Here is a 26,988-nt window from a genome sequence, read left to right as displayed (position 1 = left end):
GATGTGCAAGGGGGATGCAACCATGACAACAAAACAAAAATTTCCGATCAGTGACGTGACGGCGACGAGTGGCTATTTTTCTGCTCTTAAAGCGATCGTCGAAACGGCATTTTACGGAACCAATGTCCAGCCGGTGACCACACTGACAGAAGCATATGGATTGGCCAAAGCCTCACCAGGCGTCATCGTCACAGATCTGCCGATTCAGCATGCCAGTGATCTCGGGCTGCCGGAAGATGCTCGCATCTTGGTTGCAAATGACGGGCTGGTTGTCGGGCGAACAGCCGCTGCTCGCCGGATTATCGGGCAGCCCGGTGTCGATGCAGTTGCAATGGCAAAGGTTGCGCGTGAAGCAGTGTTTCAAGGCGGTCGTAAACGTTTCTTGAGTGGCCGGGTCGTGGTTGGCCTATCACCGGATTTTGCGGTTGAAGCGCATATGATGTTGCCCGAAGCATATGCGAACAATCTCTACAGCTATTTATTGAACTTTCAAATCATGACCGCCGAGGCAGAAAAACACTACGCCCAGTCACGGCCGCTGCCGGAAGATGATATTTACCTTTATGCCGATCCTGATTGGCATGATCCGGCTTATCCAGACGGTCTGGCGATTTTTGATCCGCTGCATAATGCGGCCATCATTTTAGGGCTGCGCTATTTTGGCGAATTGAAAAAAGGCACCTTGACGCTGGCATGGGCGACGGCCCAACGAAATGGTTTTGTTGCCTGTCACGGTGGAATGAAACAGTATCAGCGGCAAGACGGGACCTTTACGATGGCAGCGTTTGGTCTGTCTGGCTCTGGCAAATCAACGATCACACTGACCAGTCACGGTGATCGTTATCCGGTTAAAGTGCTACACGATGACGCGTTCGTCATTGATCGCCAAAACGGTGCCACGACTGCACTGGAACCGGCGTATTTTGACAAAACTCAGGATTATCCGTTAAGTGATCCGGGAATTCGATACTTTCTAACGGTGCAAAATGTGGGTGTGACGTTGGATGACCAAGGACGGAAGACATTAGTCACTGAAGATATTCGTAATGGTAATGGGCGGACGGTTAAATCGCGGTATGTGACGCCAAATCGGGTCGATCATCTGACCGAAAGCATTGACGCGGTTTTTTGGATCATGAAAGACGATACGCTGCCACCAGTAGTTCGAATCGAAAACTCTGATTTAGCCGCGGCATTCGGTGCCACGCTTGCGACGAAACGATCAACTGCCGAAAATCTTCAAGCCAACATCGATCGTGATCAATTGGTCATCGAACCCTTTGCCAACCCGTTCCGGTGTTATCCGCTGGCGGAAGACTATCAGGGCTTTTATGAACTTTTCCAACAGCGCGGCATAGCTTGCTACATTCTCAATACAGGTTTTTACCGTGGTCAAAAGGTTAAGCCAACAGATACTTTGGATGCGATTGCGGCGATCGTGGACAAAACTGCGAAATTTAAACCATTCGGCCCGTTACCGGATATGAGTTATCTGGCATTGCCGAGTTTTAAAGTAGACTTTATGGACCCTGATTATCAGGCTTCGTTACGCAAGCGATTGGAAGCTCGCCTAGCATTTTTGGCCGCCAAAGAGACAGCAAATGGTGGCTATGATAAGTTGCCGGAAGCTGCTGCGCGAGCTTTGGAAAAAATTCTTACTGTCCTTACGGGGTCAAACTGATTTTGGGTGTTCATGCGCGATATTACAAAATGTATAAAAGACTGATTTGAATTCCGACATTGCACGCTCTTTCAAAATAGGGGATAGTATAACTAATAGGACATATGCCTTATATCAAATGTATGACGGCATCATTGGGCATTATGGAGGATAAGCGTGTGGCAATTCATTTTGTAGTTTACGAAAAGCCCCATTGTGAAGCTTGCCGGTTGACGCGGCGTTGGTTGTTGACGCATCATCAGCGGTTTCGCACGACCAACCGCCGTGGTGAAACGAATTTGGTGGACCCCAATTCGGAAGATCCGCTCAAGCGTTCTTGGAGTGCGCAAAAAGTCGTGAAGTTTCGGCAGGATGGTTATGATCGCTTTCCGATTGTGCGCGTGCGCGATGATGAAACCGGAGATGTCTTGGCAACTTGGAATGGCTTTCATCCGGAGGCACTTGCCAGTTGGGCAGCCATTAATCGTCTAGGATAACCAACGCGCTGACTATGAGATGGACGGGCAACAGATACGCAAAGACTTATCTACAAATACAACAAAGACGCTAACATCAAGTTCAGAGTGATCGCTAGCGTCTTTTTGATTGCGCTTTAAAATATCGCCGAAAGCTTCTTGAAACAGATTTAAATTAAGGCTGATCGGCTTTCTTTTGGGCGGCTGTGGTTTTGGCTGCGAGTTCGGCATACATTTTGGTACGTGCTTCGCCTTGCAATGGATATTGCTTGGTCAACAGATAGGCGATAAATGAGAAGACGGCAGGTAAACCGAACAAAACGACGCCTAAACTTTGAAGCAGGCTATCAGGGATGTGCGCGGCTTTTTCAAGCGTTTGGGCGTTGTACCCGACAAGTAGTAGCGCTGCGCCAACGCCAATCGTTGCCAGCCCGGACTGGAGTTTCTGCAAGAACATGTTCACCGCGTTGATGGTAGCTTCCATCCCTGAATTGAGTTTAAGGCGATTGTAATCCATCGTCTCCATGATGATCAGATTAGCCGGAACAAACTGTGCACCAGCGAGCGTCATAACGATCCCAATCAAGACGTAGAAAAGCCAAGGATTGTGGATGACATGAAACTCATTGATGGCGAACATTAAGAGTAGAAAAGGTACCATGCCTAAATAGCAAAGTTGAATCCCGCGAAGTGCTGATATATATTTCATGGCCTTTTGCGAGATGAGCGTACCACCAACCAGCGTAACCAAGGTCAACAAGCCAAAATACATGGACTGAATGCCTAAGTTAGCCACGCCAAATGCGTATTTGATGTAGTACAGAGATGTCGCGGTGAGCAAGGCCCAGACAAAGCCGCCGACAAAGGTAAAGTACAGGTTGACCCGGAATGGCTTATTGATCTTCACCATTCGCCCGATATCCCGCAGTTTTGGCGGCTTAGTTCCTTCAGCAACCGGGCCTTCTTTGACCATGAAGCCGCCGATCAGGGCAATAATCAAAAATGGAATAACGATCACGTCAACCGTCAGCGGTATATTGGGATTTTTTTTGGTTCCAAGAAAAGTAGCGATAGCCATAAAGAAAGCAAATACGACACCGACAACATTGCTGGTAATGCGTGGCCATGAAATGAGTTTGGAACGAATTTCCTGGTCCGACGACATCGTACTAGTCAGCGGCACGGTCACAATGATCGTGTAAGCAAGCATAAACAGAAAGTAGACCACATAAAGGTAAACTTCCTTGCCGAAATCACTGATGTCTTGGGGAATGTGAAACAACATTATGCCCAAGATACCCGCGAAAAAAGTACCTGCCAGCACATAAGGCTTGAACTTGCCCCAGCGAGTTCGAGGCGAAATATCAATCACATAACCTGTCCACAGATCATTAACCGCATCCCAAAGCCGGCCCACAAATAGTAGGGTTGTTGCAACAGCTGCCGCTTTACCGGGTATCCCTGCATAAATTCCGGAATAATCGGTGATGAACATCATTAAGACGGCCGTATACAAATAGTAGGCCGTTGTGCTGATGAGGCCCATGGTATTAATGCCAAAAAAAGTACGCGGATCAAGGGGGTAGTTCTTTGGATAGTCTTTCAATGTTTGCACGCTCCAAAAAAAGGAATGACGGTCGTGACGCGTTGTGATAGCAGTGATATTGAGATATCCAATCCAGCTTATTAAGAACTTAAACGCGTCACGCTCTTACCTTGATTATAGGAGATGTCCTGAAAACTTGCTATTAACTCCCTTCGCCAAAATAAATTAAGTTATAACCACAGCTGCAATTAGAATCTTTATGGCCAGTATTTGCACGATTGTTGAAAAATATTGAAATATAAGTCCAAAATATCTAAGAAATATTTTTGTTATCTTATTTTTGATGGAAGCGCTTAGCAATTAGAAGACGTGTCAAAGGCAATATGTCAAGACAGGGGGCACAAGCGTTGACAAGTTCAGTTTTTACAAAAAGATACATTGCGCACAATGCCAAAGAAAACGGTTTTCACAGACTGGTGTAATGTGTGCAAAGTCCACTAATAATGGCCTTTAAACGGGTTATATAACGTTAGGTATTTAAATATTAGACGATAATTATATTGATTATAAGACATTAACACGTATAATTAAGTGTGTAAGATGATGAACACACAAGATTAGGAGGGACTTTTAAATGTACGCGACAAGCAATGCAACTAGTTATGTTGAAGTAATTAATCAGAATCTGGAACGGCTACTTGTTTTTGAGACGGTTTTCAAGGAATACGTCCACACCTGCAAGAACATCGAGAAGGGCAATTGCTATGCCAGCGAAAGTCTCGATCGGTTGCGTGTGTACTTCACCAAAAACGTGATTAAATTCTGCAGCTTCGTGGACAGTGTTGACGCAGAAGCCGCACCTTGCAATTACGCAGCCTTTCATCGCGTGTTAGTTAGCGGCCTGCGTGGCATCCGCACAGGCGTGTTAGACATTCTTCAGGCGATTGGCCCAGATCAAATCGATCACGAACGTTTCGATGCGGGGTTGGCTGAACAGCGGGCTGCCCGTGCGCAGATTGATTCGGCCTTCTCCAAGATTCTTGATCCGATTTTTTAGTCCGCTTTCTCGCTTCAATGTGGCATAATTGAAGCAGAGGGGGTGAGTCCTTGGCAGTTTGGCGCATGATGTTTGCCCGCCCGCAGTTCACACATCGCCAGATTAAGCAAATGGTCGATGAACTTAATCAAGAAGGCAATTTCGGGGGGATGCCGATTCACCATATCAGGTTGACGCGGCAAACTAAAGAACTCATTTATGTAGATCTGGATTTTGAGCTGACATCCGGTTTGACGCAACCGCTGTTTGAACAAATGGCCAAGTATATTCTTGTTTCTGTTGCGGGACTGGCTCATGCACCGCAACGGATCTATTTAATGGCAATGGCTAATCCTTTTTCCAAATTGAACATTACTTATTACATTTATCCGGATCATAGTTTGGACTTAATTTATTGGCGCCCTTTGCTCAACGTGCCATCCTGAAGCGATCGGTACGGATCTATCGGAGAACATCCTTTTCAAGGAGGTTCTTTTTGTTTGCACAAGGGCGGCATTCCAAAAGCTGACTTTTTTGACAAAATGCCAATGTCTTGGGCTTTAGACCGATTATCAAGTAGCCGCTAAGTATGCTAAGATATGGCAAGTTATTTCATTTCAACGCCTTGCCATTGATAGCAAGAGGAGGAACAGCCATTGCTAGAACTTAAGCATATCAAAAAATACTACCGAACCGGTGACTACACCACGAAAGCCCTTGATGATGTTTCGGTTCAGTTTCGCGAACAGGAATTCGTGGCCATTCTTGGTCCCAGTGGATCCGGTAAAACGACACTGTTGAATGTGATTGGCGGACTTGATCGCTATGACTCAGGCGATCTATTGTTGCATGGACAATCCACCAAAAACTTTAAGGAATCCGATTGGGATGCTTATCGAAATAATTCTGTTGGTTTTATTTTTCAGAGTTATAACTTGATCATGCACCTGAGCATTTTGGAAAACGTTGAACTCGGCCTAACGTTAAGCGGCGTTTCTGCCAAGGAACGGCGCAAAAAGGCGGAAGCTGCGCTGGTCAAAGTTGGCTTGAAGGAGCACATGGGCAAGCAGCCTAATCAGCTTTCCGGTGGGCAGATGCAGCGGGTGGCCATTGCTCGGGCGATTGTCTCGGAACCGTCGATTTTGTTGGCAGATGAGCCGACTGGAGCTTTGGATACCGAAACCAGTCGGGAAATCATGAAATTGATTGCCGACTTGTCGCGGGAGCGTTTGGTCATTATGGTGACGCACAATCCGCAACTGGCCCACGATTATGCCCAGCGTATTATCGAGTTCAAGGACGGTAAGATTCTATCCGATTCACGCCCCTTTGATGCCCAGGAACAAGGCGCCCATTTTGATCTGCGCCGAACGAAAATGAGCTATCTGACGGCATTGAAGCTGTCATTTACCAACATTATGACCAAAAAAGGCCGCACTTTCCTAACGGCATTTGCTTCAAGTATTGGTATCATTGGCATTGCGGTTGTTTTAGCGCTGTCATCGGGTTTTCAAAAGCAGATTGATAATACCCAGGCGGAAACGTTAGCACAATTTCCGATCACCATTTCGAGAACTGCGACCAATCTGACGGCTGGTGCGCAGGATAATACCAAGACGTCAACGTTTAAGACGACCAAAACAGTATTAGCAAAGCAAAGCGCCAGTGACAAAGCCCAGCATACGAATAAGTTAAACCAAAAGTATATTGATTATGTGAATGGCATCAGCAAGCGTCTGACGAATAATATTGGCTACACGTATGGCACGGGAATGAACTTACTACGCGATGTCAATGGTAAAGTTAGACCGGTTCAATTTTCGACAGCTAAGCCGACAAACAATCAATCACAACGGGGTTTCTCTAGCGTCGATTCGTCGGTTTATCCAGTTGATCGCGAAGGCGGCACCAGTTATTTGAAGAAAAATTACGAGGTGGTTGCCGGAAGTTATCCCAAGAACGATAGTGATGTCATTTTGATCGTTGATCGGGACAATTCGACGAATATCAACGCGTTGAAGAACCTTGGCTTTTCAGTCAAAAATGGGCAGAGGCTTAAGTTTAGTGATATTGTCGGGACAAAACTAAAGGCCATTGCCAACGATAACTACTATCAAAATGTGGGCGGCAGTGTTTATGTGCCAACCAAGAACTATGCGGATGCCTATCGACAAAGCGGGAATCGGGAGTTGACCGTGATAGGGGTGTTAAGGACACGTTCCAAGACCAGTGATGGACTTTTGAGCCAGGGATTTGCTTATTCTGATCGGTTAACCAAAGACCTTGTCGCGATGAATAAGAATTCTGCAGTTGTCAAAGCACAACGCAATAGCGATGTTAATATCTTTACCAATCAGGAAATTGACGGTGCAACCAAGGATCAGCTGATTACTGGTCTAGGCGGCTCAGAAACGCCAACGCAAATCACGATTTATCCAACGAGTTTTAAAGACAAAGATAAAATTCTTAGCTATCTAGACAAGTTCAATCACGGCAAGAAAAAAGCCGATCAGGTCATTTACACGGATTTGGCCGGCACGATCTCGAGTATGACTGGTGGCATTATGTCAGCAATTACGATTGTCCTGATAGCATTTGCAGGGATCTCGCTGGTGACCTCGATGATTATGATTGCGATTTTGACGTATACGTCGGTTTTGGAACGAACCAAGGAAATAGGGGTGCTGAAGGCATTGGGTGCGCGGCGCAAGGATGTGACGCGGGTCTTTGATGCCGAAACGATCATTCTTGGCGTGAGTTCTGGGGTGCTGGGGATTATTATCGCTTGGCTCCTGACCTTCCCGATCAACGTCATCTTATATAACATGACACAATTACCGAACGTGGCCCAGTTGAATCCTGTCCATGCGGTGATCCTGATCTTAATCAGTACGATTCTGACAGTTCTTGGCGGCCATATTCCGGCCCGCATGGCAGCCAACAAGGACGCGGCAATTGCGTTGCGGGCTGATTAATCGGGTTATCATTTACGGCTTCAATGTGAAAGCAAACAAACCTACAAGCAGAGGTGCGTTTACTTTTTGTTTTTTTCAATGATCAAATATCCGGAAAGCTGACATTTGCACGGGACGTGAAACGCATTCACTGGCGCAGAAACCTACGTGTAAGCGCCTCGGTCGAAATGGCCAAAGCCCGGCCATCCCGCCCAAGGCCACTTATGCTCCGGTTTCTAACCGGCCACGTTCACGCTCTTCCAGTTGCTTAAATTTGTTTTGGACGAGCGTAACTATTATAATGAAGGTTCATTGATTGGCATTTTGAGGGAAGTGTCATGAGAGCAGCTAGGAAGATTATTTTTCTAGCGAGAGGATGTATTTCAATTGAATAATTCAGAGGACCGCACGTTTATGGGACATCCCCGAGGGTTATTAACCCTGTCGATGACCGAATTCTGGGAGCGGTTCAGTTACTACGGTATGCGGGCTATTCTGATCTACTACATGTACTATTCGGTAGAAAAGGGTGGTTTAGGATTTGATCAACCGACTGCATTGTCGATCATGTCGATTTATGGGTCGTTGGTTTATTTGAGTGCTACGATTGGCGGCTTTATTAGTGACCGGTTACTCGGTTCACGGCGCACCGTCTTTTGGGGTGGCGTGCTGATCATGTTGGGGCACATTGTCTTGTCCTTACCGATTGGCTCGATTGGACTTTTTGGCTCGATTGTTTTGATTGTTTTGGGCACGGGGTTGCTTAAACCCAATGTTTCCGAAATGGTCGGCAGTCTTTACTCTGAAGAGGACTTGCGGCGTGATTCAGGCTTCAGCATTTTCGTTATGGGAATTAACTTTGGCTCATTGATTGCCCCGATTTTTGTTCCGTGGATGGCTGATAAAGTCAATTTCCACGCCGGCTTTTCGTTAGCCGCTATCGGGATGTTCATCGGCTTGATCTTTTACGTGGTTGATGGCCGCAAGTATATCAATCCGGTTGACAATACGGCTCCGGATCCATTAAACCCCGAAGATGTCCGCCCACTGGTCACGCGGATTGTCAGCGCTGTAGTTGTGGTTGGCGTCATTTTGGCCATTATGGCAGCCTTCAAGGCGTTGACGATCGCCAATGTCATCAGCCTGATTACGGTCATTGCCATCGGTTTACCGGTTTGGTACTTCATCTTGATGATTCGCAGCAAAAAAGTGACCAAAACCGAGCGCTCACGGGTTATTGCCTATATTCCGTTATTTCTGGCGGCGATGATTTTCTGGGCCATCGAAGAACAGGGATCGGTTGTGTTGGCCCTGTTTGCGGCGCAGCAAACCAAATTGGACTTTGGATTCTTTAAAATCCTCCCAGGGAATTTTCAGACCTTGAATCCGTTGTTCATTTTGCTTTACGGTCCGTTGTTTGCCTGGTTGTGGATGAAGCTTGGCAAACGCCAACCGACATCACCGAAGAAGTTTTATTTGGGCTTGATTTTTGCCGGAGCTTCTTATTTATGGATGGTCATCCCAGTCATGCTTTTTGGCAGTAGTGCGAAGGTATCACCTTTGTGGCTGGTAATGAGCTGGGCCATTGTTGAAATCGGCGAAATGTTGATTTCACCGGTCGGACTGTCAGTGACGACCAAGCTAGCACCAAAAGCTTATTCATCCCAAATGATGAGTATGTGGTTCTTGGCTGATGCATCAGCGCAGGCAGTCAATGCGCAAATTGTGCGTTTCTATACGCCGAGTCACGAAGTAGCTTACTTCGCGAGTGTCGGGCTGGTTTCGGTGGCGTTTGCGATCATCTTAGCTTTCTACACACCACGCATCGAGAAGCTCATGCAAGGGGTTAATTAATGGTGTCTGGCCTGCTTTGGGTTAGTTGCTAACAGGAAGTGTCCTCATGGTAAAAGTTGCAATCAGCGTCGATAATCATTTTGATGTGAATCATGTTGATGGCCTTGAAATGCTAAAATACCAAGCAGTCTATTTGGTTGAACATGGGTATCAGGTTTATGTCAATGCCGGCGACACATACAATGATTTCACCAAAACGCTAGCTTATTACCGTGCTTTGCAACGTGAACTTGGCGATCAGGTTATCGTGCGGTTTTTGGCCGGCAACCACGACATGGTCAAAGGCGCCACTTATGCGGAGATCCAATCTTCAGTTGACCCGCTGTATTTACATGAAAAGGTTCTGCCGATCCCGACCACCAATGCCGTGATCATTGGCAACAACGGCTGGTATGATTACTCGCTTGGCCAGCTGGGAACCACTAAAACGCCTGAAGCTTACGCCCAGTGGAAACGCGCTTTTTGGATTGATAGTGCCATTGATTCGCCGCTAAGTGATGGTGAGCGGATGCAACGGGTTTTACAGACGACTCAAGCAGCGATCGAGGCGAACCAAGGTCGGCAAATGATTTACGTGACGCATTTTGTGCCGATTCGTAGTGCCATGGTTTATGCCGTGGATCGGCCATCATGGCAAATGGCGACGGCGTTGATGGGATCGGCTAAACTTGGCGAACTGTTGACAGGTAAGGTTGATGCGGTGGCATTTGGTCATGAACATTTTCGTGATGGCCCTAAGCTATTAGGCAAAACCGCTTATTATCACCAGCCGTTGGGTTACGGACTGAAACGTTTGTTTGAATGGCAAAGTCATGATTGGTTGACTGAGTGGCAAAACACTTTGGTGACGCTGCATGTACCGACGCTGGCCGAATCGTAATCGAGGGTCGGATAGGTTATAGAAACTGCCAAAAGATGGTTGCTTTTTATAACCTGTTTTTGTACACTATTTGAGTCGGTTGCTTGCAATCACATGGAGGAGTAGCGAAGAGGCTAAACGCGGCGGACTGTAAATCCGCTCCTTCGGGTTCATAGGTTCGAATCCTATCTCCTCCATCATGATGACTGGGCTTGATTGACTGGTAATAAAAAAGCTGCTTTACGCGATTCAGGGCGTAAGGCAGCTTTTTTCATGCGCGCATGCGAGACATGAACGTTTTATCAAGCATTTTTTAAATCGACAAATAATAGCTGAGGTACCCAAACTAGATTTTACTGAGACATTACGAAGCAGGGCTTTCAACGGTCTTGGCATTAATAATTTTATTGTAAACCGACAAGATGTTGTCAAAGTCTTCTGGTGTGGGATGTGGTTGTATCGAGACGATATGACAATCAGGCAGGTTCAACAACGGCAGATTTGTGATAATCATATCAAAGTGTGGCGCGGCCGATTTTAATTTGGCCAAGGTGGTGACGTGCATCAATTCCGGTTTCAAGGCGGAACGCATGTGGTAGCTTAGTTCCTGCAATAAAAATTGACTGTGTTCAAAGCTGGTATTGAAGAAGAGGCCAGTTCTGACTTTAGGTGCCTTTTCTTCCAGTTGAATGGTTAAATTTTCCCAAGAAGTGACCAAAATAAAGAGCAACCTAGTAATGAGGGCGTCATCAGTCCGTTCCCAGATTTTTGCAACCCGCAAAATGTTAATTAACGATTCTTTAGTTTGCGCAATGAATGTTTGCTCAAATTTGTTCATACTAATGAAGAAAGCTTCATCCGGATTATACAAAATCTTAGTCGGTCCCCAGGTATACTCGATGGCGTTATATAGCCGCAGAAGAACCAGATCACGATTCGCCAGTGTCAGATTTTTAGAGGCGATGGTGACATCAATAAAGTGAGACAGCGCTTGATAAATGGTACGAATCGTTGGATCATGGCGCGCTTTAACTAGAAGATCTTGGTAAGTCAGTGCGTTACGTGAATTGAAAAAAAGGTAAAACAGTTGTGAAAAAACAAACGAAGAGCAATTAATTTTATAAATTCGGGTAATCTTTTGCCGCAGTTCAGGTGAAAAGGTGTCATTCTCCTTCAGCAGGCCTGCATCTTTAAACATGTGCCCGCGGCTGTTGCGGTTCAAACAGATAAAAACAGTCGTTCGTAACTTGTTCAAAAATGAAAATGATTGATATCTAGCCGATTTTAAAACCGGAAAATGAGCAGAAAAATCTGCGATAATCTCATCGATCAACTGCAATTCATCTGGCGCCAAAAAGGCATCGATGAACCAGTATCTTTCCAGAAAGTAACAGTAATAGAAAAAGTGGATTCTTTTTTCATTCCCGATGATATCCAACGTTTGCGTGTCAATTCTAAAGCCGTCAGCTTCCAGGACTTGATTGATGGCCAGAACATGCCGTTTAAGCGTTGATTCACTGATGAAAAGTTCCTCGGCTAATTGAGCCATTGACGAAAAACGGTGAAGAAAAAGTTGTTCAAGGATCAAAAAACGGGTTGACTGCCGATAAATGGCGGCATAGATATAAAGCGGATTGTGCGAAGCATCATAAGTGAGTCGAATGCCAAAACGTTGGCTGCTTTCGATTTTGGCAGGCGCAATGTATTGATTGATATTGCCAATATCTTGTCTGATCGTGCGTGCTGGTATTTTAATTTCCTGGGCTAAACGGTCAATGGTCATCCAGTCTTTGTTCAACAAGAAAGTGATGATGTAATAGTGTTTCAATAAACTATTTTCAAGTAACTCCTCCATAACCTTACCCCCCCTTTAGTGAGCGTTGTACTGGCTTTCGAATCGGCAAACGTTTTTTTGACTTTCTCAAATGTTGCCTAACGTTAGGCAACATTTGACCTGATACCCAATAATGAATTATTTATACTAATTTGCGTGTTGCCAGAACAACATTCGAATCGTTATGAATTATAGCAACACAGTGATATTTATTTCAACAGTGACGCATTGACAATTGAAAGACGATCATAAAATTATTTTTTTAATAATAAACAAAACGTTTAAATGCGCGCTGTTTTGGAGGCTAGCAAGAAGGGGAGCGACGACAAATTGAACAAAGGAAAATTAACATTCTTTTTGGCGACCGGCATTGTCACAATTGGTCTTTGGGATTCAACCATTGTGGTGCAAGCGGCCGTTAAGCCACAAAGCGGCAACGTCTTTATCGGCGGTGATAGTATTGCTTATAAAAGAGTCGTGGACAGCATCACATTTCAGTACAGCAATGACACCATTGAGTATGATCAAAAAACGGATACGTTTAAAATTCCGATTCGTTTTGGCTCAGCAAATATTGCCGGTGGCTTGGATCGTTATCTGAAGTTCTCGTATTCTTTTAATGACGAACTGGAAGGCAAAGTTAAACGAGTCGTGATCTCACCTGATGGTTTAGATACAGCGGTTATCAATCACATGGATCCGATGACTCATCAGTTTACGCACCAATGGGATGTTCGAACGCGTGTCGGCGGGACAGCGGATGCCGTGATTTATATGCAGGCGCATAAGATCACGCCTGACGACTGGATCGCCGTTCAAATGGAAAGCAGTCGGTTGAAAGGTTTAAAGCCAGTTCGGCCTGCATGGGATTCAACTCGGGTTCTCGAATATAAAGACTTCGGGCCGGCGTTAAACGCCAAGTTGCTTGAGTCGATGAAAAAGAAAGCCGTTGCCGACGTCGCCACGGATTCCAAAGCGGTTCAGGATGAAGCCAAGAAAAAAATCGACCAAGTCAAGGTTGATGAAGACTTTGCAAAGGTCTTGCCGCAAGTGGTCACTGGTGCGCACAAAGAGCAAGCCAAAACCGATCTCGACGACGAGGCCGCTACAGTCGCTGCCAAGATTGACAGTGATCCGACCTTAGATGCCAGCGAAAAGAAAACGCAAAAAGATGCCGTAGCCGCTGAAACAGCCAAAGCGAAGACTGTTGTCGACCAAGCACAAGATGACAACGGCGTTAAGCAGGCAAAAGCTGCAGGTATTGCGACGATTGACGCACAACACAGATCTGGCAAGTCATTGGATTTGCGCAAAGCCAATGCCAAGAAGAACATCAACGATAAGGTTGCTCAGGTGACGGCAGCCATTGACCAGGATACGACGCTGGCAACGCCTGAAAAAGACGCGCAAAAGCAAGCGGCTGCCGATGAAGCGGTCAAGGCAAAAACTGCGATCGATCTGGCCCAGACAATTGAAGCCATCAATCAGGCAACGACAGACGGAAGCAAAGCCATTGATGATCAACATCAGTCCAGAGCTGATTTTGATAAGCAAAAAGAACAAGCCAAACAGGCAATTGATGATGAAGCGGCCAAAGCCAACAAAGCGATTGATCAAGACATCACCTTAACGACAGCCGATAAGCAGACGCAAAAACAAGCCGTTACCAAAGAAGCCGATAACGCCAAAGCTGCCATTGACAAGGCGCAGGACATGGATCACTTGATTCAAACCAAAGCAGACGGCATTAAGGCCATTGATGATCAGCATCACGCTGGCACCGCTTTGCCGGATCGCCAAGCTAAAGCCAAACAGGCGATTGATGATGAAGCAGCCAAAGCTAACGCGGCGATTGATCAAGATTCAACCTTAACGGCAGCTGAAAAGAAGACACAGAAACAAGCTGTTTTGGATGCTGCTGCGAAGGCAAAGACTGCCATTGAACAAGCTAAAGACGCAGATGAAGCAGATCAAAAACAAGCAGACGGCATCAAAGCCATCGATGGGCAACATCAGTTCGGCATAGCGTTGACCAAGCAAAAAGCAACTGCCAAGCAAGCGATTGATGACGAAGCTGCGAATGTTAAGGGAGACATTGATCAAGATGTCACCTTGACTGCCGCTGAAAAAAAGACTCAAAAGCAGGCCGTTGACGATGAGGCTGCCAAGGTCAAAAGTGCGCTTGACGCTGCTAAAGATGCTGATGGTGTGATTCAGATCCAATCTGACGGCATTAAGGCCGTTGATGATCAGCACCAGGCCGGCACAGATCTGGCTGTTCGCAAAGCTGAGGCACAAAAGGCGATTGATGCCGAAGCGACATTGGAAACAGATGTCATTGATCAAGATGTGACCTTGATTAGCAGCGAGAAAGCGATTCAGAAACAAGCCATTAAAGACAAAGCGACTGCCGCTAAAGATGCCATTATCAAAGCGCAAGATATGGATGGGGTTAATCAAGCCGAAGCAGATGGGATCAAGGCAATTGATAGCGTCCACCAGTCGGGTATGCTATTAGACACACGCAAAACCGATGCTAAGCAAGCGATCGATGCCGAACTCACGAAAGTTAACCAAACCATCGATCACGATGTTACATTGACTGGCGCTGAAAAGACCGCGCAAAAGCAGGCAGCTGCCAATGCTGCAACCACCGCTAAAAACGCCATTGATGCGGCAGGTGATGCTGATACCGTTGACCAAGTTAAAGACGATGGCCTTAAAGCCATTGCCGGCGCCCATCAGTCAAGGACACTTTTAGATACCCACAAGGCCAATGCCAAACACGCAATTGACGCTGCTGCCGCTAAAGTTGCTGCGGCGATTGATCAGGATGCGACATTGACCGTTGCCGACAAAGCATTGCAAAAACAAGCGGTGACGGATGAAGCAACAAAGGCAAAAGTGTCGATTGATGCAGCTAAAGATGCCGATGCGATCGATCAGGCGCAAAATGATGGTGTGAAGCAAATCAACGCGCAACATCAGCTCGGGACAGCTTTGGACGTTCGTAAAGACGATGCCAAGCAAGCGATTAATGCCCAGGCTGAAAAGATTCGTGATGCCATTGATCGCGATGCCACCTTGACAACGGCCATGAAGCAAGCACAGAAACAGGCAGTGGCTGATGAAGTGACGAAAGCTAAAACTGCTATCGACGCTGGGAAGAGTGCGGATATGGTTGACCAGGCGAAGGTAGACGGCATTAAAGCTATTGCTGATCAACACCAAACTGGCAAAACCTTAGCTGATCGCCGGAGTGATGCCAAAAAGGCGATTGCCGATGACGCTAAAAAGGTTGCCCAAGCGATTGACCAGGATGTGACGCTGACAAACGCCGACAAGGATGCCCAGAAGCAAGCAGTTAATGATGCGGCAGACAAGGCAAAACAGGCGATTGACACTGCGCAAGGTGCCGATGCGGTTGATCAGGCGATTGCCAATGGAAGCAAGCATATTGCTGATCAGCATCAAGCTGGTACCGCGTTGGCAACCCGTAAAGATGACGCCAAGAAAGTCATTGACGCAGAAGCAGCAAAGATTGCCAATGATATTGATCAGGACATCACTTTGACTGCCGCCGAAAAGCAGACGCAAAAGCAAAACGTTGTTAATGAAGCAGCAAAAGCCAAAGCGGCGATTGATGGTGCGCAGGATGCTGAAGGAGTTGTGACCATTCAGGCTGACGGGACCCAGGCTATTGATGCCCAGCACCAGTCCGGCACGGATTTAGCCACCCGCAAAACCGAAGCGCAAAAAGCTATCGACGCCGAAGCAGTGCTGGAAGCAGATGCTATTGATCAAGACGTGACGTTAACCGCCCCGGAAAAAGCTACACAAAAGCAAGCTGTGGCTGACAAAGCGACTGTTGCTAAAGATGCCATTGCTAAAGCTCAGAATATTGATGACGTTAATCAGGCAGAAGCTGCCGGCATTCAAGCAATTGATAGCATTCATCAGTCTGGTAAGCTTTTGGCGACGCGGCAGGCCAACGCCAACCAAGCGATTGATGCCGAAACTACCAAGGTTAATCAGGCCATTGACCAAGATGTGACCCTGACAGGCGATCAAAAAGCTGCTCAAAAGCAATCAGTTGCTGATGAAGCTGTCAAAGCCAAAGCAGCGATCGATCAAGCATCAAATGCAGATGCCGTTGATCAAGCCAAGACGACTGGCATTCAGACCATTGATGCCCAACACCAGTCCGGCACGGATTTGGCGAAGCGTCAAGCTGATGCCGAAAAAGCGCTTGAAGCCGAGGCCGTTAAAATCATGAAAGTCATTGACCACGACGTCACATTGACCAACACTAAAAAAGCGATGCAGAAACATGCTGTTGAAGATGAGTTGAAGCGAGAGAAAAAAGCGCTCAACAAGGCAACTGATGCTGATAAAATTAATCAAGTAAAAACCCGCGGTATCAAACACATTGATGAGCAACACCAGGCAGATGCCACTTTAAAGAGTCATAAGCAAGTGGCGGAAAAAGCCATTGATGCCGAAGCTGTCAAAATCAGTCAAGCCATCGATCAGGACGTCACCTTGACCACCGCTGAAAAAATTGCCCAAAAACAGGCAGTTGCGGCTGAAGCCATTAAGGCCAAGCAAGCCATTAAACAGGCTAAAGATGTCGATCAGATCAACCAATCGGTAACGCAGGGCATTCAAGCGATTGACGCGCAACATCAGTCAGGAACTGCTTTAAACACACGGCAACAAGCAGCTAAGACCGCGATTGATACAACAGCGGCCAAGGTAACTGCCAACGTTGAGCAAGATGCTACGCTGACAGCCGCCGAAAAAGCCGCTCAGAAGCAGGCAGTGGTTGCCGAAGCGGCTAAAGCGAAGCAGGCGATCGATGCTGCAACGGATGCTGATGCTGTCGATCAAGACAAAGCTGACGGTATTAAGACTATTGATGCTCAACACCAAGCAGGCACAGCGGTCGCAACGCGCAAAGATGCGGCAAAGCAATCAATTGATGATCATGCTACCCAGGTGATTGATGCCATCGATCGTGACGTGACGCTGACCAGCGCTGAAAAGGCTAAGCAGAAGCAAGCGGCCATCAATGCAGCAGACAAAGTGAAGGCCGCAGTTGATCAGGCTCGGGATGCAGACCGTGTTGATCAGGTCGTCGCTAATGATCTGAAAACCATTGATGCCGCTCATCAATCCGGCACATCGTTAGAAACGCGCAAAGCTGACGCAAAAGCTGCCATTGATGCCGAAGCGGCCAAAGTGGTCAAAGCGATCGATCAAGACGCCACACTGACTGAAGCGCAAAAAGCAACGCAAAAGCAGACTGTCGCAACACAGGGCGCCAAAGCAAAGGAGGCGATCGAGACAGCTACCGATGCCGATGCCATTGATCAAGCCAAGACTGACGGGATTGAGGTCATTGAGGCCCAGCATCAGTCCGGTGTTGCCGTAACAGTTCGGCGGGATGAAGCGAAACAGGCTATTGACGTCGAAGCTTCCAAAGTGATTGTCATGATCGAACGTGATGCCTTTTTGACCGATGCGCAAAAGGCTGACCAAAAGCAGGCTGTTGAAACACAAGCAGTCAAAGCCAAGCAGGCCATTGATGCTGCTGTCAGTGCCGCTGCGATCGATCAGGCAAAAGCTGAGGGGATCAAAGGCATCGATGCCCAATACCACGCCGGCAAACCGGCACCGCAACTTAAGAAAAAAGCACCTGTCACCAAGGCTCAGCCGGCACCGAAACAGGGTCATTTTCCTAAAACCGGTGAGCAGCAATCGCTATGGGCAGTCATGCTAGGAGCGTTGTTAAGCTTAGGGTCCGGATTGTTCTTCGGTAAAAAGAAGAAGCAATCACGTTAAACAGCTATTTGAACGAAAGTTGTCAGGCATGATACCTTGAACTCTCCAAGCAGCAAGAAGCAGTTAACCCAAAAAGATAGTTCATCATGAAGTGACACATTATAAGGACGCCCGCAATTTTGACATGTCGAAGTTGTGGGCGCCTTTTGTTTCATCATCATTAATTGACAAAAGTTTTAATTACTAGTGTCAAAGCGGAGCCATCAGAGGGCAGAGGGGGGACTCGGCCTGGCGGTTTTGTACTTGCTGGTGGGTCTTCTCAGCATTGGACGAAATGGAAACATTTGACTGAAACTATGGCCTGGCCCATCCATCATCAAAAGTTTTTCAGTTTCACCGGTCCAGTAGTTTGACACGGTATAGCCCAACCGCTACGCTTAAAGCAAGACAATGAAGGGTGTGATTGCATGGCATTAAAAGCAACGGATCTTTTCAAATTGGTATCGTTATCGTATCCGATTGCAACAAATCGCGGTTATTTTTTTCAGGAAAACCGTATTTCAGAAGTGGACAATACCTATTATCAGCGGATTTGTTTCGTAAACCCGCGTGGTCAGGTGACGGTTTATGGAACCGATCAAAAGCACGATCGACATCCTAAACTAAGCCCTGATCAGCAATGGCTGGCGTTTCTGAGCCAAGCCGCAGACAAAACAACGCAGGTTTTCCTGCAAGCAGTTGATGGCGGCGTAGCACATCAGTTATCTGCAGAAAAAGAAGACGTGACGGATTTCGGATGGCAGCCCGATAGCCAGGCTGTTTTTCTTCAAACAACGATTGGCGCTAAAAAGAAGCTGTCAGACGCTAAACGACCACATCCGGTGACGGTCACGCGCGCGCAGTACAAGCTCAATGGTGTTGGCCTGTTGCCGGAAAACGTAACCTATGAGTTGCGGGTGCAACAACGGCGGCAAAAAACTAGCCATATCGTGATGCAACGCCAACATGACTTTCAAGTTGGTGCGATCGCGCCTGATGGTCAAAAAATTGCATTTGCGGCGGAACGTTTACCAGATGATCCTAACGATTTTAGCCAAGCCACCTATTTGCTCGATTTAACCACTAAGCAAGTGACAATGGTGAATGACCACTTACCGCAAGCCGAGCTAACCCCTGCAGCCTTTTCAGCGGATTCGCAACAATTGTTGTTGTATGGTTCTGACAATCATTTGCCTAATGTGTCGCAGGGGCACTTGTGGCATTACGATTTAGCGAGCCAGAAACTACAGGACGTTGCCGATGATGTTGATTTTGACATTCCTGGTTATGTCAATGGTGACTTTCAGCAGGACTTATCAGGAAAAGTGGCCGATTTTGTTACGACGGATTATTATTTGACGATTGGTTTTGATCATGGGAAGACCAGCTTGTATGCTGGAGGACCGGATGAGCGCTTGACGCCGTTGATTGAGGGTCGGCGTCATGTGACCGATTTTACTTTGACACCTGATCATCGCGGGGTTGTGTTCACTGAAAGCACCATGACCATCCCGAGTCGGCTGATGTACTTTGATCTGGCCACCGAAGAGGAAATGGTTTTATATGATCCAAATCGGCGGATTACCCGCTCGCTCGGATTGGTAACGCCAGAAACCTTTAACTTTAATCGTGCTGGTTTTGAAATTGAGGGCTGGTATTTCCCACCACAAAAAGCAACTGCATCGCATCCGGCCATTTTATATGTGCATGGTGGGCCGGCAGTCGGTTACGGCTACACGTTCTTTCACGAAATGCAGTATCTCGCAGCAAAAGGGTATGGCGTTATTTGTCCCAACCCACGGGGCGGATTAGGTTATGGCGAAGCGTTTACGGCAGCGGTTATTAAGCATTACGGCCAGGATGACTATAAAGATTGCCTGGCAGCGGTTGATGAGGCCTTGAAACTGGATACAACCATCGACCCTGAGCGCTTATTTGTTGCCGGTGGTTCGTATGGCGGCTTCATGACCAACTGGATTGTGACCCACACGCATCGCTTTAAAGCGGCTGTTACCCAACGCTCGATTGCCAACTGGTTAAGTATGTATGGTACCAGCGATATTGGTTATTATTTCACACCTTGGGAGCTGGAAGGTAAGTGGACTGGCGATTTATCAGATGTGCAGGGCCTTTGGGAATTCTCGCCACTGGCACATATCGATTTTGCCAAAACACCGACATTGGTGATGCACAGCGAGGATGATCAACGGTGTCCAATTGGTCAGGGGGAAGAATTCTATATCGGGTTGAAACTACATGGAGTTGAAACCAAATTTATGCGTTTCCCGAAATCAAATCATGACTTATCGCGCAACGGACTCCCTAACTTACGGATGGCGCGTCTAACCGCGATTACGGACTGGTTTGATGCCCACCAATCAAAGCAAGAAGCTAAAGGAGAATAAGGATGACAATTGGATTTATCGGAGCCGGCAACATGGCGCAAGCGATCATTAGCGGATTATTAACCAAAAAGGCCATCGCCCCAGCGGACATCGTCGTTCACGGTGGCCACCCGCTGCATTATGAACCCTATGCAGCCAAAGTCGGCGTCAAAGCTTTAGACAGCAATCAGGCTGTTGCCGAAGCCGCCGACGTTGTTTTCTTGGCTGTCGCGCCGAAACTGGGTGCGCCGATTTTAAGTAGCATCGGAACGACCTTGAAAAGACGCCGCGTGCCCGTGGTTTCAATGCTAACCGGCGTTTCGCTTGCGACGTTAGAAAAGGCACTGAGCAATCAGAATCAGCCGATTTTGCGGATCATGCCGAACGTAAATGTTGCAATTAATGCCGGCATGATTGCTTACGCCGCGAATGATGCGGTGGCTGGCCAATTGGATGGGTTGTTGGATTTACTGAATGTTTTGGGCAAAACCATGTCGCTGCCTGAAGACCAATTTTCAACGTTTGTGGCACTGGCAGGTTCTTCTCCGGCGTTTGTGTATTTGTTCATCGATAGTCTTGCCCGTGCCGGCGTTAAGTACGGACTGGAAAAGAATGAGGCGACTGCAATTGCTGCACAAGCCGTCATGGGTAGTGCCAAAAATGTTTTGGCAAGCACACAATCACCTTTTGACTTGATTGATCAGGTATCCAGCCCAGGCGGTACCACTGTTGCCGGATTGCTGGCCATGGAAGAAGCCGGGTTGATGTCCGCTGTGGTAAAAGGTGTCGACGCAACGATTACCAAGGACCGTCAAGGATGAAAATAGTTAAACTTCCTGTAAATACGAGGTAGGCCACCTTGAAACTCTGGTCTATACCGGTTATACTGGTTAGTGATAGTCAGGACATTAAATGATTAGGAGTGGTATTGTGACGGTTACGGTGTTGAAACACGCAACAATTTATACAGGATTGGAACGCATTGAAGATGGGTATATCCGTTTTGACGACAAGATTCTGGCAGTTGGCGATATGTTTGATTACAAGGCTCAAGCTGGTGAACAGGTCGTTGACGTTCAAGGTAAAACGTTGATACCGGGATTCATTGATGTCCATGCTCACGGCGGTTATGGCTTTGATGCCATGGATGGTGATGTGGACCAGATCGATGAAATGGCCACTAAGATGATGACGCACGAAGGGGTGACCACTCTTTTTGCTACCACGATGACACAATCAACCGAGAATATTGATAAGGCGATGCGCGGCGTGAAACAGGCAGCTGAACGCAACCGTATTATCCAAGGTGTCCACCTCGAAGGTCCTTTCATTAGCAAGGTCTTCAAGGGCGCACAACCAGAAGAATATATCAAGAACCCAAATATCGATTTAGTGAAGCAATGGCAGGAGTTATCCGGCGGTCTGGTTAGGTTGATCACTTACGCACCGGAAGATGAAGGTTCCCGCGAATTTGAAGATTATCTGTTAGCGCACAACATTGTGCCATCAGTCGGTCACAGTAATGCGACGCGCGAACAGATGCTGCAAAGCAAAGCGACCCATGTGACCCATCTATACAATGCGCAGCGTGGGTTACGCCACCGTGAACCTGGCGTTACCGGTCATGCAATGCTCGAAGACAATATGTATTGTGAATTAATCTGCGATGGCTTCCATATTGTGCCTGACATGTTGCGCCTGGCCTTTGATCAAAAAGGTCCGGAACGGATTGAATTGGTTACTGATTCAATGCGCAGCAAAGGAATGCCGGAAGGAAAAAGTGAATTAGGCGGACAGACGGTGTATGTTAAAGACAAACAGGCGCGACTAGCTGATGGTACGCTTGCCGGTTCCGTTTTGATGTACAAGGATGCCTTTAAAAATGCGATGAGCTTCATGGACGCCTCTTTGTTTGATGCAGTTGAAATGTCGTCAGTCAATCAGGCCCGTGAATTCAATCTAACGTCCAAGGGAACTCTTGAAGTAGGTAAGGATGCCGACATTAACATGTTGGATCGCAACCATGATCTCGTTGCCACTTACAGTTATGGCGTCAAACATGATACTGAAGACTGAACCACGTATTGGAGATGATGATTGATGGAGTTACCGGTTTATATTCAAATTCATAACGCGATTCGGGCTGATATCGAAGCCGGCAAATGGCAGGTCGGCGATCGTATTCCTTCCGAACGCGATCTCGCGGTGACGTTTAATGTTTCTCGAATGACGTTGCGGCAGGCCATTCAAACTTTAGTCGACGAAGGCATTTTAGAGCGGCGCGTGGGTTCCGGAACGTATGTTGCGAATCAAAAAGTTCAGGAAAAAATGTCCGGCGTAACTAGTTTCACGGATTTGATGCAGGCCCAAGGTAAGGTGCCGTCCAGTAAAACGGTATCTTATCATGTGGCCCAGCCAACCAGCTCCGAAGTTGAAAAGCTGAAACTGGCCCCAGCGGAACAAGTGCTGCGAATGGAACGAATTCGCTATGCCGACAAGGTGCCGATCAGCTTTGAAACAGCTGCCGTGCCGTACGATTTGGTCAAGAACTTCACCAAAAAGGAAATGACGGCTAGTTTTTATCACACTTTAGAGAAAAAAGGCGGTTACGTTCTTGGCGGCGCACAACAAACTGTCAGCGCGATGTTAGCCAGCGAGCGGATTTCCGAATACTTGGCGATCAAGCGTGGCGATGCAATTCTGCGGTTGCGACAGGTGTCGTTCTTGAACGACGGCACACCATTTGAATACGTCCGTACCCAGTATGTTGGCGAACGGTTTGAGTTTTATCTAGAACGGTAACGAATCAGTATTAGCGTGACTAAAGGGCCAGAGAACAAATTTTATTGTTTTCTGGCCTTTTGCAATGATGAGAAAATTGGCATGATGTGCTTCCTGCAAAGCAGCCTACAGTGGTATATAATCATTACTTATATGATTGAATTAGTTGCTCAAAAGTTAACGTACGTCGTTTATTGTATGCTGCTGGAAGGGGAAAGATGATGGCTACGCAATTGGGTGAAGGACTGACACTCCACACCGATTTTTATGAACTGAATATGATGAATACCTTTTTTGAAAGAGGTATCAATGAACGTCATGCTGTATTTGAGGTTTTCTTTCGGGAGTTACCATTTGGTTCGGGATTTGCCGTATTCGCCGGGTTGGAGCATGTGATGGATTACCTGAACCATCTCAGCTTTTCCGAAGATGATTTGGCGTATCTTCAGGCGCAGACAAATTATTCAGATGCGTTTATCGATTACTTGCGAAAGTTTAAATTTAGCTGCACGGTGCGATCGGCTTTAGAAGGTGATCTGGTTTTCAACAATGAACCGATTTGGCAGATTGAAGGACCATTGGCGCAGGCACAACTAGTTGAAACCGCCGTTTTGAACATGATTAATTATCAAACACTTGTTGCGACTAAGGCGGCGCGGATTCGCAGCGTTGCCGGTGCCGACCCCTTGATGGAATTTGGCACGCGCCGGGCGCAGGAAACCGCAGCCGCGTTGTGGGGTACCCGTGCGGCTTACATTGGCGGTTTTAATGCGACGAGCAATGTTCTGGCCGGTAAAGAATTCGGTATCCCGATTAGTGGCACCCACGCCCACTCGCTAGTTCAGGCTTATGGCAACGACTATGATGCCTTTAAGGCTTATGCACAGAGCAACAAGGACGTGGTTTTCTTAGTTGATACCTATGACACACTACGTTCCGGTGTTCCCGCGGCAATCAAAGTGGCCAACGAGTTCAAAGGCCGTATCAACTTTCTTGGGGTGCGGATTGACAGCGGCGATATGGCATTTATTTCCAAGCGTGTTCGTCAGCAATTAGACGATGCCGGGTACACTTCGGCGAAGATTTATGCATCGAATGATCTTGATGAAAACACGATTCAAAACCTGAAAATGCAAGGTGCCAAAATCGACATCTGGGGTGTTGGTACGCGATTGATCACCGCATATGATCAGCCGGCTTTAGGCGCCGTGTTTAAACTCGTTTCGATTGAAGACGCCAGCGGTAACATGCGTGACACGATTAAGCTGTCAAATAACGCTGAAAAGGTGTCGACACCAGGCAAAAAACAGGTTTGGCGGATCACGCGCCGGGATGATGGTAAGTCGGAAGGCGATTACGTTGCATTGGCCGACGAGCAGATTGACACAGATCGTAGCCTTTACATGTTCCATCCCAACTTTCCATACATCAATAAAACGGTTAAAAACTTTGAAGCCAAGCCATTGCTACAGCTGATTTATGATCGAGGGAAACAGGTTTATCAAACGCCGCCGCTCGCCGAGGTTCAAGCCTATGCCACGCGCAGTACCAATGCTTTGTGGGATGAATATCGACGCATTCTGAATCCGCAAGACTATCCAGTCGACTTATCGCAGCGGGTGTGGGATAACAAGATGGACTTAATTAAAAAAGTGAAATCGGCTGTTGCTGACCGCGAGGAATAATATGAAACACGCAAAAAAAACGGGTTGGATACGCTGGCTGTTTTTGGGGCTTTTCGCTGGGCTCATCATCGGCATTGCGATTTACGCCAGTTACGATTATTTCTATGTCCGCCCTCAAACCGTAGCGAAGGAAGAACGCATCCGGCGCAAATATGAAACTGAGTTAAATCGGCATCGCGCAATTGAGCAACGTCTACAAAATGCCACTCGCCAGTCAACAAGTACCACTGAACGACTGATGCAACAAGTCAAGCTGGCAGAAGCGCAACCTTTTTTGAAACAACTGAAGGCCAATCATTTTAGCGGTACCGTTTTGATGATGCGCAACGGGAAAGTGATCCTGAACACCGGGATGGGTTATGCCGACGCCGCAACCGGCCGTTTGAATGGTCCTGAGAGTCTATATCAAATCGGCTCGATTCAAAAAGGGCTTACCGCAGTCATACTCATGAAACTTGTTGAGCAAGGCAAGGTACACTTGACGGATCCGATTAGTCGTTATTTGCCTGGTATTCGGACCGGTAAGCAGGTGACGTTACGCATGATGCTGGATATGCGCAGCGGTTTTTCATTGAAGCGTAATCAACCGAAACAACTGTCAGATGCCGGCATTGTTCGCTGGTCGATTGCCAATTTGAATTATGGTGCGAAGCGGTATGCATATGAACCGGTAAATTTTGTGTTATTAGCCGGAGTGATTGAAAAAGTAACCGGTCATTTATATGCTGACCTAATTCAACAGGAAATATTTAAAAAGTTAAAATTGACGCACTCAGGGTTTATGCCTGAATTATATCGTGAACCGAATCAATCATTTGGTTATAATGGTCCCAAGGCGGATCCTTATTCGCGACGTTACGTCGAACCATCTTTGAATTATAATCGAGAATTAGGTACCGGCAATATTTATACCAGTGTCGGAGATTTATACCAAATTATGGCGGCGATCAATCAGGGAAAGATTATCAGTCGTTCGGCGGTTGCCAAATTGCGTGATCTGAATCGAGGCCATTACACGGCAGGCGTATATAACTTTGGCGACTATACGCTGACGCATGGCATTGTAGCTGCACAATCATCCGCTACCGTCATGGATAGCAGTGGCCAAAATGCAGTGGTGTTGCTGGCAAATACGGATCAAGTGACGCGCAATTTAGCACAAACGCTTTATCGTGACATGATTAAGGGAGTGAAGTAATGCGTCCATTACAGGCAAAGATAATTAAAGCATTAGGTGTACAGCCAACAATTGATCCAGAAACCGAGATTCGACGGAGTATTGATTTTTTAAAAGACTATCTTAAGAAAAATACGGTTCTGAAAACCTATGTGTTGGGGATTTCCGGCGGTCAAGATTCAACACTTGCCGGTACGCTGACAGAAAAGGCCATGCAAGAAATGCGCGCCGAAACGGGCGATCAGTCCTATCAATTTATTGCCATTCGCTTACCTTATGGCGAACAGGCCGATGAGGCAGACGCAATGGCAGCGATTGACTTCATGCAGGCAGACGTGGTTAAACGGGTCAATATCAAACCCAGTGTCGATGCTATGGTCGCTGCAGTGGAAGCCGATGGATCGGCTATTTCCGATTTTAACAAGGGCAATATCAAAGCTCGGATGCGGATGATTGCCCAATATGCGATTGCCGGCAACATGTCCGGTGCGGTCATTGGCACGGATCATGCGGCGGAAGCAGTTACCGGATTTTATACCAAGTTCGGTGACGGCGGTGCTGATTTGACGCCGCTTTACCGCTTGGATAAACGCCAAGGTGCGGCTTTGTTGAAGACATTAGGAGCACCAGCACATCTTTATCAGAAGGCGCCAACTGCCGATCTCGAAGACAATCGGCCAGCTTTACCAGATGAAGTTGCTCTGGGCGTTAAGTACAAGGACATCGATGATTATCTAGAAGGTAAGCAAGTGAGTGACCATGCTGCCGAGACGATCGAACATTGGTACCAGAAGACGGCACACAAGCGTCATCTGCCTATTACGGTTTTTGATACTTTTTGGAAATAAGCATGGCAGACAGCCAACATCAGCGAAGTTGTTCTTAAAGGTGTTATGGCTGTTTTTTTGCGCTGGTTTAA

16 protein-coding genes, 1 tRNA gene and 1 pseudogene are annotated in these 26,988 nt (G+C 47.0%); 16 read left to right on the top strand and 2 right to left on the bottom strand.

From position 1 onward, the window contains the following. Positions 1 to 22 precede the first annotated feature (22 nt). Positions 23 to 1,681: a phosphoenolpyruvate carboxykinase (ATP) gene (locus tag BVJ53_RS03315; RefSeq protein WP_129301136.1), complete on the top strand. Its 1,659-nt coding sequence runs from the start codon at positions 23 to 25 to the stop codon at positions 1,679 to 1,681. Between the two features lie 158 nt (positions 1,682 to 1,839). Beyond that, the gene (locus BVJ53_RS03310) at positions 1,840 to 2,157 is read left to right on the top strand and encodes a thioredoxin domain-containing protein (protein WP_129301135.1); all 318 of its coding nucleotides are present in this window, start codon (positions 1,840 to 1,842) and stop codon (positions 2,155 to 2,157) included. Positions 2,158 to 2,311: 154 nt separating this feature from the next. Here BVJ53_RS03310 and BVJ53_RS03305 read toward each other — a convergent pair whose 3' ends face one another. Continuing rightward, the gene (locus BVJ53_RS03305) at positions 2,312 to 3,742 is read right to left on the bottom strand and encodes an MFS transporter (RefSeq protein WP_129301134.1); all 1,431 of its coding nucleotides are present in this window, start codon (positions 3,740 to 3,742) and stop codon (positions 2,312 to 2,314) included. Positions 3,743 to 4,316: 574 nt separating this feature from the next. Here BVJ53_RS03305 and BVJ53_RS03300 point away from each other — a divergent pair. The 6 genes from BVJ53_RS03300 to BVJ53_RS03270 all read left to right on the top strand — a co-directional run bounded on the left by BVJ53_RS03300 (position 4,317) and on the right by BVJ53_RS03270 (position 10,582). Further along, a complete protein-coding gene (locus BVJ53_RS03300) occupies positions 4,317 to 4,739 on the top strand; it encodes a hypothetical protein (protein ID WP_129301133.1) in 423 nt (140 codons plus the stop codon). A gap of 50 nt (positions 4,740 to 4,789) precedes the next feature. Then, positions 4,790 to 5,164 carry a hypothetical protein gene (locus tag BVJ53_RS03295; RefSeq protein WP_129301132.1) on the top strand — a complete coding sequence of 125 codons (375 nt, stop codon included), beginning with the start codon at positions 4,790 to 4,792 and terminating at the stop codon, positions 5,162 to 5,164. Positions 5,165 to 5,374: 210 nt separating this feature from the next. Further along, entirely contained in the window at positions 5,375 to 7,693 is a 2,319-nt protein-coding gene (locus BVJ53_RS03290; protein WP_129301131.1) for an ABC transporter ATP-binding protein/permease, read from the top strand. A gap of 366 nt (positions 7,694 to 8,059) precedes the next feature. Continuing rightward, positions 8,060 to 9,526 carry a peptide MFS transporter gene (locus tag BVJ53_RS03280; RefSeq protein ID WP_129301130.1) on the top strand — a complete coding sequence of 489 codons (1,467 nt, stop codon included), beginning with the start codon at positions 8,060 to 8,062 and terminating at the stop codon, positions 9,524 to 9,526. Positions 9,527 to 9,572: 46 nt separating this feature from the next. Next, positions 9,573 to 10,406 carry a metallophosphoesterase gene (locus BVJ53_RS03275; protein WP_129301129.1) on the top strand — a complete coding sequence of 278 codons (834 nt, stop codon included), beginning with the start codon at positions 9,573 to 9,575 and terminating at the stop codon, positions 10,404 to 10,406. A 95-nt stretch (positions 10,407 to 10,501) separates the two neighbouring features. Beyond that, positions 10,502 to 10,582, top strand: a tRNA-Tyr gene (locus BVJ53_RS03270). 167 nt (positions 10,583 to 10,749) lie between these two features. Here the strand turns inward: BVJ53_RS03270 and BVJ53_RS03265 are convergent. Then, positions 10,750 to 12,240: a helix-turn-helix domain-containing protein gene (locus BVJ53_RS03265; protein WP_129301128.1), complete on the bottom strand. Its 1,491-nt coding sequence runs from the start codon at positions 12,238 to 12,240 to the stop codon at positions 10,750 to 10,752. A gap of 309 nt (positions 12,241 to 12,549) precedes the next feature. On the opposite strand from BVJ53_RS03265, the pseudogene BVJ53_RS03260 reads away from it, so the two are divergent. From BVJ53_RS03260 to nadE, 8 genes and pseudogenes are all read left to right on the top strand, one after another. Further along, positions 12,550 to 18,042, top strand: a pseudogene (locus BVJ53_RS03260) (LPXTG cell wall anchor domain-containing protein); the annotation flags it as partial. 428 nt (positions 18,043 to 18,470) lie between these two features. Next, positions 18,471 to 20,447 carry an alpha/beta hydrolase family protein gene (locus BVJ53_RS03255; RefSeq protein ID WP_129301126.1) on the top strand — a complete coding sequence of 659 codons (1,977 nt, stop codon included), beginning with the start codon at positions 18,471 to 18,473 and terminating at the stop codon, positions 20,445 to 20,447. A gap of 2 nt (positions 20,448 to 20,449) precedes the next feature. Next, positions 20,450 to 21,247 (top strand): pyrroline-5-carboxylate reductase, encoded by a 798-nt coding sequence (gene proC / locus BVJ53_RS03250; RefSeq protein WP_129301125.1) that lies wholly within the window; start codon positions 20,450 to 20,452, stop codon positions 21,245 to 21,247. Between the two features lie 109 nt (positions 21,248 to 21,356). Further along, on the top strand, positions 21,357 to 22,502 hold the full coding sequence (nagA, locus tag BVJ53_RS03245) for an N-acetylglucosamine-6-phosphate deacetylase (RefSeq protein WP_129301154.1): 1,146 nt from the start codon (positions 21,357 to 21,359) through the stop codon (positions 22,500 to 22,502). Between the two features lie 24 nt (positions 22,503 to 22,526). Continuing rightward, positions 22,527 to 23,228, top strand: coding sequence for a GntR family transcriptional regulator (locus tag BVJ53_RS03240; protein WP_129301124.1), 702 nt, complete (start codon positions 22,527 to 22,529; stop codon positions 23,226 to 23,228). 200 nt (positions 23,229 to 23,428) lie between these two features. After that, positions 23,429 to 24,892, top strand: coding sequence for a nicotinate phosphoribosyltransferase (locus tag BVJ53_RS03235; RefSeq protein ID WP_129301153.1), 1,464 nt, complete (start codon positions 23,429 to 23,431; stop codon positions 24,890 to 24,892). Between the two features lies 1 nt (position 24,893). Beyond that, positions 24,894 to 26,090, top strand: coding sequence for a serine hydrolase domain-containing protein (locus BVJ53_RS03230; RefSeq protein WP_129301123.1), 1,197 nt, complete (start codon positions 24,894 to 24,896; stop codon positions 26,088 to 26,090). After that, positions 26,090 to 26,917: an ammonia-dependent NAD(+) synthetase gene (gene nadE, locus BVJ53_RS03225; protein ID WP_129301122.1), complete on the top strand. Its 828-nt coding sequence runs from the start codon at positions 26,090 to 26,092 to the stop codon at positions 26,915 to 26,917. The genes BVJ53_RS03230 and nadE overlap by 1 nt, the downstream gene beginning before the upstream one ends. Positions 26,918 to 26,988: the final 71 nt, after the last annotated feature.

This window comes from Lacticaseibacillus chiayiensis (assembly GCF_004123795.1).
GTDB classification, from domain to species: domain Bacteria; phylum Bacillota; class Bacilli; order Lactobacillales; family Lactobacillaceae; genus Lacticaseibacillus; species Lacticaseibacillus chiayiensis.
The sequence above is the reverse complement of the archived record's forward strand: the minus strand, read 5'-3'. Positions and strand labels throughout refer to the sequence as shown.

What these genes read in the sequence shown, in the direction of transcription:
- BVJ53_RS03315 (WP_129301136.1), top strand. Translation starts at nt 23, where the DNA reads ATGACAACAAAACAAAAATTTCCGATCAGTGACGTGACGGCGACGAGT.
- BVJ53_RS03300 (WP_129301133.1), top strand. Translation starts at nt 4,317, where the DNA reads ATGTACGCGACAAGCAATGCAACTAGTTATGTTGAAGTAATTAATCAG.
- BVJ53_RS03275 (WP_129301129.1), top strand. Translation starts at nt 9,573, where the DNA reads ATGGTAAAAGTTGCAATCAGCGTCGATAATCATTTTGATGTGAATCAT.
- BVJ53_RS03265 (WP_129301128.1), bottom strand. Translation starts at nt 12,240, where the DNA reads ATGGAGGAGTTACTTGAAAATAGTTTATTGAAACACTATTACATCATC.
- BVJ53_RS03255 (WP_129301126.1), top strand. Translation starts at nt 18,471, where the DNA reads ATGGCATTAAAAGCAACGGATCTTTTCAAATTGGTATCGTTATCGTAT.
- proC (WP_129301125.1), top strand. Translation starts at nt 20,450, where the DNA reads ATGACAATTGGATTTATCGGAGCCGGCAACATGGCGCAAGCGATCATT.
- BVJ53_RS03240 (WP_129301124.1), top strand. Translation starts at nt 22,527, where the DNA reads ATGGAGTTACCGGTTTATATTCAAATTCATAACGCGATTCGGGCTGAT.
- BVJ53_RS03235 (WP_129301153.1), top strand. Translation starts at nt 23,429, where the DNA reads ATGGCTACGCAATTGGGTGAAGGACTGACACTCCACACCGATTTTTAT.
- BVJ53_RS03230 (WP_129301123.1), top strand. Translation starts at nt 24,894, where the DNA reads ATGAAACACGCAAAAAAAACGGGTTGGATACGCTGGCTGTTTTTGGGG.
- nadE (WP_129301122.1), top strand. Translation starts at nt 26,090, where the DNA reads ATGCGTCCATTACAGGCAAAGATAATTAAAGCATTAGGTGTACAGCCA.